The sequence below is a fragment of the Legionella bozemanae genome, from assembly GCF_900450575.1.
GTDB classification, from domain to species: domain Bacteria; phylum Pseudomonadota; class Gammaproteobacteria; order Legionellales; family Legionellaceae; genus Legionella; species Legionella bozemanae.
In genome coordinates this window covers 1-14,375 of record NZ_UGGY01000007.1, presented here as the reverse complement: position 1 = coordinate 14,375, position 14,375 = coordinate 1, and the positions used below count along the sequence as shown (strand labels likewise).

Here is a 14,375-nt window from a genome sequence, read left to right as displayed (position 1 = left end):
AATTTCGAACCAGTTCTTATTAATGTGCAGCTCTTTTAATTTATTCGGTTATGCTTTTTGTTTTTACATGATCTTCTGTTATATGTGTGGATTATCTAAGTATCAATTCTTGAACGTAAAGAAATTATTCATCAACGTATATGGGAATTTTTTGAGCGTTTTCTTTTACGGTGTTTATAAAAAATTTACGACCTTCTTTATCAGCGAAACTGTTAATGCCAATTAATTTTTGGGTGCATGAGGAACAGAGATGATAGCAAAGGAATTTTCCATTTTTAGCTCGAGATTTACCTCTTAAGGAAAAATAATTTTTAGTTTCTAAACAATAATGGCACGTTTGGTAGCTCATAGATATCCTTATAAATAGCTAATTGCTCCTAATGACTATGAGGTAATGTAAAGAAATTGCAGGATAAAAATGAATTTCCCTAAATAGGCAATAAGAAGATAATAGAGGGTATAATTAAAATACACCAATCAAAGATTATAACATCTAATTGACTGTGACGTAATGGTTAATAAATAAAATGTCCCCGGAAATGGGGATGAGCCCCTTGATTTTCCCGTAATATAACTCATGGTGAAATTATCATTGATCATGTTCGTTTTGGATATAATCTGATAATATTATTAAAGACTTAAGCACTCATATACCGGGAGGCTTGAAAGTCGGTTTAGTTGGATACAGCGGAGCTGGAAAAAGTACCTTGGTTCAACTCATCATGCGCCCTTTATGATGTCCAAAATGGAAAAATATTAATAGACGAGCAGGATATTAGCATAATAAACAAACATAGTTTATGCGACAACATAGCATTTATACCTCAACACCCCAGTTTGTTTCATCGAACTGTTTATGAAAACATACTGTATGGCAGAATTGGTGCCAGTTATGAAGAGGTTATTAATGCTTCTAAAAAGCTCATGCGCATGAATTTATTGTCAACTTACCGCAAGGATATGACACTCCTATTGGAGAAAGATGGATTAAATTATCCGGCGGACAATGTCAAAGAATTGCGATTGCAAGAGCTATTTTAAAAGGTGCGCTCCTATTTTGATCTTAGATGAAGCCACCAGTTCACTAGATTCTTTAACCGAAAAGCTAATCCAAGAATCATTACACATTGCAATGAGTAACCGAACGGTTATCGTGATAGCCCATAGATTATCGACCATTTTATGTATGGATAATGTTCTAGTTATGGACAATGGTAAAATTATCGAAGTGGGTAACCATAAGCAGCTAATCGAGGCTGGTGGTTTTTATAACACACTCTGGAACGCTCAAAGCGGACATAGTTTTATTTAATTGATGAGATCCATGAACAAAAAACATCATCTGTGTTGAATTTATTAGTGAATTTAAAAAAAATTCTTTTTCATATTGTTAAATTATTCTAATTGTGCAATAATTCAACAAAGTGTTCGCAAATATGTTTTTCTACATGAATATTATATTTTTCCAGGCTTTAAATCCAGCTTCCAACAACTTAGGAGTTAGTACCACTAATCCTGAGCTAGTTATTAGTAAGAAGCTACAAATTGAAGCTCCAAATAGAAAAATGTATGAGCGAAACATAGATAACAGCATTGCTCTTTCTTCTCGAGGAAGACATTTATTTCGATTTCCATCTTTGAAAGTTATTGATATTGTTAGAATAGCTACAACTCCTCCCGACCCCCACACTTTCAAGTCTTTTCTCTAGTCTGAGATTAGCTAGGTCTCAACTGGAATATATTCTGTTGAGAGTCACGTACATTACCTAAGACAGCATAGCTAGTGGTCTTTTTAAAGAGGTCGCTGTTTCTGCAAAGTCAATTTTTCATATAGCGTGTAACGTTCTCTCATTATTGAAGATAAAAATAACAACTGTATCCATTTCGTAGCAATAAAATTTAAACATACAGTAAGTTAAGTTGATAAGATGAAAATGCAATGTAGTGTAAAAGGCGAACGGTACCTTTATATGGGTCTTAATATTTTCTTAATATTCGATTAATAGTCCTTGTTTATATACAAAATAATCAAAATTTTAACAAATTACTTGTTTGTAAACTAACTATTAGTGAGATTCATATGAAAGATAAAGAGCAGCGAAACAAATTATTACAAAAATGTATTGAGATTAAAGATTCAATTAATCAAAAAATTCCTTTGGCAGCGAATCGATATGAAGAGTTTGAACAGATTGAGCGCATCAAAATAAAAGCGTATGAACTGGCCAGAAGGGCAAATACTCCTGAAGAGGAGCAATTAGAATCATGCATATACGAAATGGAATATCTTGATGCTCATGATAAGAAGTATGAAGCGTATGAAATCTATGTAAAACAAAAGCAAATCGAGTACTATATTTTTGAGTCCATTAATGAGAGTTTTAAGGAATTTTGTCTCGATAAGCAGGTGAAATCGCCGCACAATCTAAACAATAATCAGAAGCAAAGTTTCAGGCAAATTATCCTCAAACAATCTTCGATTTTATGTGAAAAAATTGCAAGAGCACAAAAACTGCTGGGAAGAGGAAGCAGCGATATTAACGTCACTGAAATGGATGACTATCTTGAAAAAAATGCCGATTATTTCATCCACATTTTAGGCCAAGGAGAAGAATTAACGATTACCGATAAAGAATTAGCTTATCGGTTTAAAAAAAATCTTGAATTGGCTGAATATCGAGATGCTTTTCAAAAGCAATTTAACCGAGAAAATGCTCTGCTTTTACAAAATGGGTTTGATAAAAAGGTAATTGAAACAGCCCAAAAATCAAAAATATTTGCAAGCGCAGAATATTTTGATAAACCAGAAATCAGTACGGGTTTTTGTGAGGAACATACCGTCATTGCCCTTAAAAGATTATATGATGAATATTTAATTGATAGTGATACCATCGTTGAGAAAATTAATATTGACTACTTTGATGATGATGGTAACCCGGCAGATGGTCACACGTTTTTGGTCATTGACCGTAATCCCGATAGCCCTCTCAATGACATCAGCCAATGGGGGGGGATCCTTTTAGACCCATGGAATGGGATAGCCTGTCTTACAGAGGATTATCATTCCTTACCTTATTTTTATATTTCCTATCCGCAAGGGACAACATGGGAATCCATCCAATTTACGGATGCTGATTATAATCTACGCTCTACGATCCGAGATGCGAACAAATATTATCAGATGACAGGGAACGGCGACATAGAAAAACGAAGACCACTGCTGATGGAAGAACATCAGTTGCATTCGTTGGATGAAGTAGGATTAGAAGATACCAAGTCATTTCTTGCTGAACTGATTAATAAATTACGCCCCCATAATTTCAAAGAATCCATCGAAATTTTTATTACAACGACAGGCGATAAATTGGTTAATTCGCTGGCCGGATTTCCTAAACCTGTGATTGTCATTCACAGCGATTTTCTTAAGCAAATGCAAGATGGCGTTTATACGGTTGAAGAATTAGAGTTCGCTTTAGCCAATGAGTTACTTTACATTAAACACGAAGGTGTTGGAATTTATCATGAGATTTCAGCCAATGAACAATTCAAACTCGATAAATTAACGATTGAACAATGCCATAATATACAAGCAGGTATTAGTTACTTAAGAAAAAGCATTAACTTTCAAGAGCAACATAAATGGGATGTTAGTCATGTCCATCAATCTTATTTGGTTCATGATTATCGACAAGGGGCATTAGCAGATTATCATCAACGTATAAAAAATTTGTTAACCTGGTTGGCTATCAAAGAAAATGAACGTGATGAAAAACAACAAACGTCTTTACCAAATACTATCTTAAAAGCTGTTGCTCCGATTCACCGAGAAATTTTCTTTAAAAATGAATGTGATGTATGTGGGAATACTGTAGCGAAACTCAAATTTTTAGAGTCCAAATTAGCAGAGCTAACGGTTGAATTATTACCTTATGAAGTAACCCATAGTATTGGAATTAAGGTCAGAGATTTCTGTAGGATTTTGTATGCGATGGACATTAATTTGGCCAATGCGGAAGTGAAAAAAGCAGCGGAAGAATTGATTGAGCGGGCTTATGAGTTGCGAATCCCAGCCTTTGAAGTTATTTATCTGGCTCTTGTTCATCAACATTTCACTAGTCAAAATTATTTGGATGATAGGGTCCGGGTACCTGCACTTGGACTTTTTAAGGTCATAAACAATGCATTTGATGCGTTTGTTAAAGCAAAAAGCTTTGAGGAAGCGAAAGAAGCAGCGGAGTCACTAAAAGCGTTACAAGAAAAATACATAGGTCATCTTAACCACTCGAATGGTCGGGCAAGAGTTCATACCTATCAATTTGAGCAAGTGCATCAGCGCATGCCTGTTGGAAACGAGCGATTTTTTGGTTCAATCATTGGCAAGCACATTGAATGGATTACTTTTTCACCGCAGGATAATGCAACGGGGGTGCCTTGGTCGAGTCATCTTGAATGGGTACAGAAAGATGAAAGTTCTATTATAGCTGAGACATTATGGAACCTTGGAGTGACTACCGACCAGAACTTGTGGCTTTTATTTCCTGAAAAAAAATTATTGTCTTTCATCATTAATTATGCTGAACACAAACCGATTACCAAATTGCCTCGAGAATATGCGTTTTATGGCGGTGATAATTATTATGAAGCGATATTGGCCTTTTTATCTGATAATGTGATTCAGAAATTTAACGTCAACTTCGAGATGTTTTTTAGTGAGGGCAGTTTTCAGGACAAATTTAAGCAATTTTATGATTTGAACTGGTCTGTATTAATCAAACCTTCGGAATGTGATGCTCGCAATATTGACAACGTAGCCATTCAATTTTTGCTGACTGAATTTACCAATATAGCCATGAATGGGACTCCAGAAGAGAAAGCCGTCGTGAAAAGCTTTTTCCTTGGACGAGAGGATCAAAGAGATCTGGCGCACTTGCAACAAATTTCTTATGAATCGACATCCATGTTGCATTATAAAAGTCATTGTGTTCAATTTTTTGTTAATCAACAATTTCAAGACAAAAAATTTGATTTATTTACCACGGAAGAACAACTTAAATTATTTAAGACTATTTCGATGTATTTTTCTGAAATTCCACCTCAGGAGTTTATTCAGATTTTTCGCTTGCCCTTTGAATCACTCAGTCTTGCTTGTCTGGAACAGTTACTTCCTTTAGCTCTAAAAGATTCTGAATGGGCTAGCTCTATTGCTCCCAGTTTTTTTCAGGAACATATCAAACAACATGGAAATTATGAGGTATTAACCAAAGAGACGATGGCCTTACTGAAACTTGCCATTCAGTTCGTGGATAATCCCGTAGATCGTGCAAACATATTTAAACCACTCCTGTGGAATTTACCTCAGGAGGCTAGTGGAACAAACCATTTAACACCGGATGATTTAATCCTTATCTATCGTACGTTTGATGCACAACTGACATTCCCTTCCACTGAGGTACAAGAGCATTTTTCTAGACTGGTTATCGAACGGATCAAAGGGATTTCAGATCGTGATGAGCGGATCAAGGCATTGGAAGAGCTTCTCTCCGTAGAGAATGCAATCAGTCTTCCGATTGGCTATATTCCTCTGCGTAATGAGGCCATTGACCAGTTGGTCAAAGACTTGGGAGATAAATATGGTCAAGATGACCAATCTCTGAAATACAAAGAGCAGATGATTGCCGTAATTGATCGTCTATATAAAAACATGGCAAAACGAGATGTCACATTAATACTTTCGCGACTGGCCAATGTCATCGAATCCCAGTGGGAAGTGACTGAACATTTAGGCATTTTGTTAGAACCGGATAAATATTTACCGATTAATCAGCAGGAAACAATTGATTTTTCTATTAGTAACCTGGCTGCAGCATCTCGTAAGCTGAGTGAAGACAAGAATGATGTTAAGGAGTTTCTGGAATTTATCTCTTCTCCTATCAGCCGTCAAACAACGGATAAATTTGCCAGTTATTTATTTAGCCATAATAAAATAAACGCCCTGGCAAAACTGTTAGGCTACAGTGATAATTTGGCAGAAATTGAAAAAGAAAAGCCGGGAACTATTGCGTTAATGTTAAGAACTTTTTACGCGCAGTTCTGGGATGTGAGTCTGGAAGAGCGAGCGGTTATTGTGGATCACTTGCTTATTCCTGTTAATAAAGTAAAAACCGCAGATGAGATGGAAGATGCCTACGAGGAAGCCTTTTCCTACGTTGCTCATAAATTATTTCCGCATGCCGAAACAGATAAAGAGGAAAATTTTGCTTACGCCTTGTTGAAAGCTTATCTGGACACGGCGGATAAATACATTCGCAGCCATTTGTTAGCAGGCATGTTAGTAGCCACCAATCAGGCGAATGGAGCGGGGCAATCACCTGGCGCGGGTAAAAAATTAGCCATGTTATGTGAGCACATGGGGCCTGCCTATGTCAAACTTGCTCAGGCAGTTCATAGTCATCCGAATACGCCTGAGCATATTCGCCGCGATCTGGATCATTTGAAGGGACGAGCGAACCCACCTCATCGTTGGCAATTATGGCGGCTTTTGCGCGAAGTGGTTTCTCGTGACGATCGCAAAATGATTAAACGTGTCGGAGCTCTTTTAGGCTCGGCCTCTTATAATTTAGCTCTGGAAGTAGAGTTAGAAAATGGTCACGACGTAGTGCTATTGATGTTGCGTGAAAATGCAGCAAAAAATGCGCAAGAAGGTTTTATGCATTTGCAAAAGACCATTGACTCTTGCTCGCACATCGATATGAAACCCATTCGGGAGAGTATTTTATCGATTATCAGTGAAGCCAAAGAACTGTCGAAAATTGAAATGGACAGGAAGTTAAGTGAGCAGCAAAACCAGATCGCGGCCAAGCTATACGCCCGTTCCATCACAGTAAAAGTTGATGATAAATCACATACTTTTATCATGAATCCAGCTCATTTGATTAAAAGTGGCGAAGGCTATCGATTCATTGAACGTATTTATGGAACCGAATTTAATGAACTTCCTAACAAAACTCCGGAAGACAAGGAAATTCGCCGAGCCATTGCTAAAGCAATCATCACGGTGGAACTCATTAACATTCTTCAGGGTGGTTATTTTGATTCTGACCGACATGGTAATCAATTGCGCCATCAGAACCATCAGCTGGGATTGTATGATTTTGGCGAAATGTCTTTGCAACCTCCCAATGAAGTGGAGTTAGAGCAATTAGCGAAAGTTCTGTCCGATGTTCCCAAAGCGGCAATAAAAAATAGATTGTTTAATACCAACTTTGATCTGCTGTTAACAGAGCATATTCGAAAGGCGCTTAAAGCAGGTGAACCAACCAGCTATTTAATGCGAGTACGTAAAGGACTTTTGGCATTACGAGACTTCCAAAAAGAATTATCGACTGAAGAACTAATGGATGTGTTAAAACAGGTTAATGCCAGTGAAGCCATCCATCACAAAGTCAAATCCCAAGTGGCAAATACCATTCGCATGGCTGAATACATGGTGGATATTAGTCAGAATTATCAGCGTTTTGTTAACAAGGTGGTTTTTTTCAGGAGAAAGGTTGACTCATTATTCAAAGGGCGTACCCCTCATGAAGCGTTGCCTCAAGATGGAGCATCATCTGACAATGATAACCAAATATTTTTTGCTAATGGCAATTAAAAATAGAAACTAACTCCTTGAGGTGGAGAACAGAAACTCTACCTCAGTAATTCAATTCTTAAGGAGAATACCGCTGTGTATGCTACTAAATCTGTACGTGAAATTTATTTAACTGCTTTATCCAATAACGATACCAGCACTGTAGAACATTGCTTAACTGTTAATAAAGTTTTCCGGCTCTCCACCAATTAAGGGGGCACTTTAATCAAATTATTCTAAACTAAGTCCTTGATTTGACGATCAAAAGGAGATTAAAGTGCCGAAGTACCATCTTATCCTAAATTTACCTGGATTTTCCATAGTAAAAGTGAGGGGATATCAACCATTAATATTAGAAGTAACCTATAATCGATTAGCCCGTTGCAGCCATTGTCAGAGTAAGAGAGTACGCAAGAAATCATCGTATATACGAAGAGTTCATCATGAGTTAATCGGACATCGTCGAAGTATATTGAGGTTTAAAGCGTATAAGTTGTATTGTCACACTTGTTACCGTTATGGTAATCAGCAGTTTCCCGGTATAAACAAACATCAACGAGCTACTTGGCGAGCGCAAGCTGCTGTTTTTCATGAGCATAGTCGTGGTGTATCTCAAAAAGACTTATCAGAACGTTATAAGCAAGGCAAAGCCACAATAGAACGTTGGTATCAACGCCATTATGAAGAGCAACATAGAGAATTAATCAATAAACCCTGTCCGATAGTATTGGGTATTAAGGAATAGGGGCATCCTGGCCCTATTGAGAATCAGGTCTGATAACCTCAGTGAAGAGATGAAAGTAAAAAAGAGATGTATTTTTAACTCAAAATCCTGCTATTGAAGCCATCTATCAATTTCAGCAAGAACTTCATTCTCTGTTAATGAAAAGAGCTTTAACTCAACGTGCCTGCCGTAAAGTAATTCCTACATTCTTGGATATGCTTGTTGAATTGAAGCAGAGCGCGTTTAAAGCGTTAGCTTCGCTAGGAAAAACTCTTAGTGCTTGGAAAGATGAGGTCGCCAGAATGTGGCGGTTTAGTAAATCTAATGGAATAACCGAAGGGTTTCATCGCAAAATGAAACTCATTCAGCGAAGAGCTTATGGTTTTAGGAATTTTGAAAATTATAGAGTGCGTGTTAAGGTGCTCTGCGGGTGATTGAAGCTGCCCCCTTAAATGGGAAAGAGCCCCCGGAAATGGGGATGAGCCATGTGAGTGCCCCCGTAAATGGGAAAGAGCCGATTTTAAATGGCGCGCTCGGAGGGACTCGAACCCCCGACACCTTGGTTCGAAGCCTGATGCTCTATTTTTAAAATCCTTATTTATCAATAACCTGCAATGCATCAAAATCGTCATAAACGGCCTAGAACTGCCTATTGCTGCCTAGCACTGCCACAGTTATGTCACAATTTATGCCACAGTACACGCCGAAAATGTATTAAAGATAGTTGTTGTTATTTGATAATAAACTTTAACTTTTATTTAATCTAGAGCTATACTATACTACAAATGTAGCAAGATAATACTAATGTAGGTGAATTATGGGAATCCCAATAAGAATTGATGAAACCATTTATAATGAGGCAAAAAAAGTTGCTGCAGCAGAATTTCGTTCTATTCCAAATCAAATAGAATATTGGGCTAAGTTAGGAAAGTGTGCATTGGATAATCCTGATTTACCCATTGAGTTTATTAAGGACGTTTTGCTTTCTAAACTCCAAGACAAGTCTTTAGCGGAACCTTTTCAATTCGAGGGTGAAGGTGAGTGATATCGAAATAAGACAAATGCCTGCATTTAAGAGAGTTTATAAAAAATTACCCAGCTCACATAAATCTATCGTTAACGAGGCTGTATGTACAATTGTCAATAATCCTAAAGTTGGAGAGGAGAAAAAAGGGGATTTAGTTGGAGTGTATGTTTACAAATTTAAAATGAATCACCAACAATTTCTTTTAGCTTATGAATGGGATCCGACATTAAGGATCTTGTTAGCACTTGGTGTACATGAAAACTTTTACCGGGATCTCAAGAGAAAATAATTAGTTATTCATAGGGAACGCATATTATCTCCTCCAAGAGTCGTTTCATTGTACATTTATTTGTGTAGATGGACTTGAACCTTTAGTTATTGACATAAGAACATCAGCTCATTTAAGCAGGACTGCTTAAAATGCTTTCAACTATCTTTTTGAGATTAGGCCCATAAGGGACATCGATCGTTTACAAATAAAAGAATGAGCATTGGATGGATAATCTGTAGATTGGTGCGAAACTAACAAATTTATAAAAATGCTAAAAAATATGCATCTTCTGGAATAACAATAAATCAGGATCATTTAGAATCCGCCTTTTATGGTGCTATTGGCAATTGGAACAATTGGTTGGTGTATAAATATAGAGCGTCTGATAAAGAACAACAGGATATTGGTATTGAACAGATTCTTCAGGTTTTGCCTACTATTATTCAATTCAAAGTAAGTATTACAGAATTAACTCAATTAGTAACACGTGAATTAAGAATAAACGGTTAACTTTATTTTTGATACCATATCGCTCGAAATTAACTCAAGGAATGTCATGACGAACATCAACAATACTAGAATATGATTTAGCTTATTTACAACATTATTGATGACAAAGCATATATTACCAACATCAAATATTTAAAAAACTATTAATCAAGCGCTATGTACAATCCTATTGTATAATTATTCGAAAAATTCATGTTTTGATATGATTTAAATTAAAAGGAACGAATGAATGGATAAGGAGTTTTTGGAAAATATTACCTTCGATGAGTTAGCTCTTGGTCAACAGGCCAGTTTAAATAAAACACTAAAGCAAGAAGACATTTCGCTATTTGCGGTAATGTCTGGTGATGTAAACCCTGCTCATATGGATCCTGTATTTGCCAAAAGCGATATTTTTCGTGGCATTGTTGGTCATGGAATGTGGTCTGGTTCATTAATTTCTGCATTGCTTGGGACTGTTTTGCCTGGTCCTGTGACCATTTATCTTGAGCAAGATATTAAATTTAGAAAACCGGTACGTATTGGAGATAACATCACCATCACGCTTATCGTACGCGATAAACGTTCTGATAAGCCAATCGTAACCTTTGACTGCAAAGGTGTGAATCAGCGTGGAGACATTGTTATTGAAGGGCTGGCAACGGTACTTGCACCGACTCAAAAAATACGTGTGGCAAGAGCTGATTTGCCACATATTGAAATTCATAACCACGACCGCTTTCAGGCTATCATTCAATCATGGAGGCCATCCGCACAGCGATTGTTCATCCGGTAAAAGCCAATGTGCTCACCGCAGTAGCTGATTCCGCCAAGGCTAAACTAATTATTCCTATTTTAATTGGTCCAATGGCAAAGATTAAGGCAGCAGCTCATGAGGTAGGCATTGATATCACCCACTGGGAGCTCATTGATACAGAGCATAGTGATGCGGCAGCAAGCAAGGCCGTGGAGTTGGCAGCAACAGCAAAAATTGATGCTATCATGAAAGGCTCTTTGAGTAGCCAGGAGTTATTAGCTGCCATTGTACCTATCGCCTCCAATTTACGTACAAAATATCGTATCAGTCATGCCTACCTCATGGATGCCCCGTCTTATCATAAATCGCTTATTATCACGGATGCCGCCATTAATATCGCGCCCAATGCTGCTGAGAAGGCTGATATCTGTCAAAATGCGGTTAATCTTTGGCGTGTCTTGTTCGGAGAAGATAAAAAACCCAAAGTAGCTATTCTTGCGGCAACAGAACTAGTGAACCCCAAGATGCAAGCGACAGTCGATGCGGCCACCTTGTGTAAAATGGCCGACCGCGGACAAATCACCGACGGTATTCTTGATGGACCTTTAGCATTTGATAATGCGATTAACAAGCAGGCCGCAGACGATAAAGGAATTATATCACCGGTCGCGGGCGATGCTGATATTTTACTGGTCCCTGACATTGAGTCGGGTAACATTCTAGCGAAGCAGTTGACTTTTCTCGGGCATGCTGATGCTGGGGGTATTGTTTTAGGTGCTCGTGTACCCATTATTTTGACGAGTCGCGCTGATTCATTGCGAACTCGACTCCTATCCTGCGCCTTAGCAGTTAAAATGGCTGCAGCACGCCAGGCTGGGAAGATAAAATGACAAACAAGATAAAAAACAGCATCCTGGTGATTAATACAGGCTCATCAAGTGTAAAATTTCAAGTTTATTCGAGAAAACCTTCATTAGAACTTATGGTACATGGCAAAATATCTGATTTAGGAGGTAGTCCTTTATTTTCAGCAGTAAATGAAAGACAAGAGTTTGCGGTTAATCAAGCTGAAAAAATAGAGCTCCCTGCTGATTATGACCATGAAAAAGCGTTGCATTTCATCTTGCATTGGATTGAAGCAAAAAACCAACATTGGCAGGTGGACACGGTAACACATCGAATCGTTCATGGCGGCACAAGATTCACCTCAAGTGTCATTATAACTTCTGAAGTGATGAGCTATTTGCGGGGATTATGCCCTTTAGCGCCCTTACACCAACCGCATAATCTTATTGCAATTGATATGTTTAGCACGCTTAAGCCTGATTTAATGCAAATAGCTTGTTTTGATACGGCTTTTCATGCCAATCATGACCCTTTATTCACCGAATATGCCTTGCCGCAAACCATCCGTGATAAAGGGATTCGCCGTTATGGTTTTCATGGTCTTTCTTATGAATGGATAGCTCATTTTTTACGTAGGCATGAACCGGACTTGGCAAGAGGGCGCATTATCGCGGCCCATCTTGGTAATGGCGCCAGTTTATGCGCCATGCACAATGGCATCAGCATGGATACCACCATGGGTATGACGGCACTTGATGGTTTACCAATGGGTACCCGCTGTGGAGCAATTGACCCAGGGGCGGTCATTTATATGATTCGAGCCCTTAATTTATCTCCTGATGAGGCAGAGGCTATTCTCTATAATCAATCAGGACTATTTGGCTTATCAGATTGGACTCACGATGTTCGTCTGTTGCAAGAAAGTAATACACCTAAAGCACGATTTGCACTCGATTTTTTTTGCATGAGAACCGCGCAACTTATAGGGATGATGGCAGTTGCATTAGGTGGTGTCGATGGCATTGTGTTTACTGGCGGCATTGGTGAGAACTCAAGTTTTATACGGGATAGGATTGTATGTCACCTAGAATTTTTAAGACCTTTTAAAGTGCACGTTATTAAGGCGAATGAAGAACGAATGATGGCAATGCACACGGTATCAGCTCTTGAAAATCATAAGGAGAAACACAGATGACTCATTTAAAAGGACTAATTGTTGGTGTGGCTAATAAAGACTCTATTGCCTGGGGATGTGCCAAAATCTTGCATGAAGCAGGTAACGAACTTGCTATTACTTATCAGAATGAAAAAACAAAAGAATATGTACAACCCCTGGTGAATAGTATTTCTCGCCCCATATTTATGCCGCTTGATGTGAGAGATGATGTACAACTAGGAGATTTATTTCAACGTATCGAAACCGATTGGGGAAAACTGGACTTTATCATTCATGCGATTGCCTTTGCACCAAAAAGTGATTTACAAGGCCGCGTGGTGGATTGTTCACCCGATGGCTTCATGATGGCTATGGATGTTTCCTGCCATTCTTTTATTCGGCTCGCAAAAGCTGCCGAACCGCTGATGAACGAGGGAGGCAGTCTAATCACCATGAGCTATTACGGGGCAGAAAAAGTCGTAAAAAATTATAATTTGATGGGGCCAGTCAAGGCTGCATTAGAAACAACCGTGCGTTATTTAGCTATGGAGTTGGGTAGTAAAAAAATTAGGGTCAATGCCATCTCGCCAGGCCCTATTAATACGCGCGCAGCATCAGGCTTGTCTGACTTTGACCAATTGATGGAAAAAGCAGCCAATGAAGCGCCTCTTCATCAGTTAGTGACCATTGATGCAATTGGCGAAATGACCGCTTTTCTTGTATCCCCAAAGGCCCAATACATCACTGGTCAAGTCATCTATGTAGATGGTGGTTATAATATTCGGGGTTGATTGAAGCAAAAGATAGCGATAATGCTTGCAATCAAAAGTGTTAGTTATGACAAACTATCAGTCGTTCATTTAGTCTAAATGAGCTCAACCTCTTCTGCTTGAGGTCCTTTCTGTCCCTTACCCGCTTTAAACAGCACATTGGCACCTTCAGGAAGAGTTTTAAAGCCACTACTTTGAATGGCGCTAAAGTGAACAAAGTAATCTTTGCCACTGTTTTCAATAAAACCAAACCCCTTACTTTCGTTAAACCACTTTACCTTGCCACGTAATTTGTCTGTCATATATTTTCCTGAGCTCTTGAATTTAGTCCATTAGTTTGATGTGATAGGATAAAGTTTGTCAATACGTAATTTATTAAGAAAGTGATGATACATTTTTTATAAAGCTTGAGCCGATCAAATAATCACTCACTTATTCACCTATAATTAAGCGACTTGTTAGGATAAGGATGATGACTCTATTTTTAAGGATAGCCCATGACATTAAGTAATATATTGATTGCCAGCGACTTCTCAAAACATGCCGATTGGGCTTTGCAACGAGCTATTGATTTAGCAAAGTCAAACCAGGCTAAGATTCATTTCCTCCATGTGGTAACACCACCGTTAAGTAGTGTTGTGCCGTCTTCAGAAACTGAATTACAGCCTAATTTTTTGTTTAAGAAAAAAGAAATTGAAGAGAAGATTT

Annotated in this window: 8 protein-coding genes and 3 pseudogenes; 10 read left to right on the top strand and 1 reads right to left on the bottom strand. The window is 38.2% G+C overall.

The features are described from left to right. Positions 1-623: 623 nt before the first annotated feature. From DY223_RS18990 to fabI, 9 genes and pseudogenes are all read left to right on the top strand, one after another. Positions 624-1,312 (top strand): annotated as a pseudogene (locus tag DY223_RS18990) (ABC transporter ATP-binding protein); the annotation flags it as partial. A 768-nt stretch (positions 1,313-2,080) separates the two neighbouring features. After that, the gene (locus DY223_RS18980) at positions 2,081-7,648 is read left to right on the top strand and encodes a hypothetical protein (RefSeq protein ID WP_058459485.1); all 5,568 of its coding nucleotides are present in this window, start codon (positions 2,081-2,083) and stop codon (positions 7,646-7,648) included. Positions 7,649-7,904: 256 nt separating this feature from the next. Beyond that, complete coding sequence (locus tag DY223_RS19885) at positions 7,905-8,372, top strand: helix-turn-helix domain-containing protein (protein ID WP_259293067.1); 468 nt, start codon at positions 7,905-7,907, stop codon at positions 8,370-8,372. After that, positions 8,371-8,785: pseudogene (locus DY223_RS19880) on the top strand (ISL3 family transposase); the annotation flags it as partial. The gene DY223_RS19885 and the pseudogene DY223_RS19880, both read left to right, overlap by 2 nt. 383 nt (positions 8,786-9,168) lie before the next feature. Continuing rightward, complete coding sequence (locus DY223_RS18970) at positions 9,169-9,396, top strand: ParD-like family protein (RefSeq protein WP_058459484.1); 228 nt, start codon at positions 9,169-9,171, stop codon at positions 9,394-9,396. Further along, positions 9,389-9,667 (top strand): type II toxin-antitoxin system RelE/ParE family toxin, encoded by a 279-nt coding sequence (locus DY223_RS18965; protein ID WP_202972296.1) that lies wholly within the window; start codon positions 9,389-9,391, stop codon positions 9,665-9,667. Before DY223_RS18970 ends, DY223_RS18965 begins: the two co-directional genes overlap by 8 nt. A gap of 721 nt (positions 9,668-10,388) precedes the next feature. Beyond that, positions 10,389-11,785 (top strand): annotated as a pseudogene (locus DY223_RS19745) (bifunctional enoyl-CoA hydratase/phosphate acetyltransferase). Further along, entirely contained in the window at positions 11,782-12,936 is a 1,155-nt protein-coding gene (locus DY223_RS18950; RefSeq protein ID WP_058459481.1) for an acetate/propionate family kinase, read from the top strand. Before DY223_RS19745 ends, DY223_RS18950 begins: the two are co-directional and overlap by 4 nt. Continuing rightward, entirely contained in the window at positions 12,933-13,688 is a 756-nt protein-coding gene (fabI, locus tag DY223_RS18945; RefSeq protein WP_058459480.1) for an enoyl-ACP reductase FabI, read from the top strand. Before DY223_RS18950 ends, fabI begins: the two co-directional genes overlap by 4 nt. 74 nt (positions 13,689-13,762) lie before the next feature. On the opposite strand, the gene DY223_RS18940 is transcribed toward fabI, so the two are convergent. After that, on the bottom strand, positions 13,763-13,969 hold the full coding sequence (locus DY223_RS18940; RefSeq protein WP_058459479.1) for a cold-shock protein: 207 nt from the start codon (positions 13,967-13,969) through the stop codon (positions 13,763-13,765). A 195-nt stretch (positions 13,970-14,164) separates the two neighbouring features. Here DY223_RS18940 and DY223_RS18935 point away from each other — a divergent pair. Continuing rightward, on the top strand, positions 14,165-14,375 hold a 211-nt coding region (locus tag DY223_RS18935), incomplete at its 3' end, for a universal stress protein (RefSeq protein ID WP_147293819.1).

What these genes read in the sequence shown, in the direction of transcription:
- DY223_RS18980 (WP_058459485.1), top strand. Translation starts at nt 2,081, where the DNA reads ATGAAAGATAAAGAGCAGCGAAACAAATTATTACAAAAATGTATTGAG.
- DY223_RS18970 (WP_058459484.1), top strand. Translation starts at nt 9,169, where the DNA reads ATGGGAATCCCAATAAGAATTGATGAAACCATTTATAATGAGGCAAAA.
- DY223_RS18950 (WP_058459481.1), top strand. Translation starts at nt 11,782, where the DNA reads ATGACAAACAAGATAAAAAACAGCATCCTGGTGATTAATACAGGCTCA.
- fabI (WP_058459480.1), top strand. Translation starts at nt 12,933, where the DNA reads ATGACTCATTTAAAAGGACTAATTGTTGGTGTGGCTAATAAAGACTCT.
- DY223_RS18940 (WP_058459479.1), bottom strand. Translation starts at nt 13,969, where the DNA reads ATGACAGACAAATTACGTGGCAAGGTAAAGTGGTTTAACGAAAGTAAG.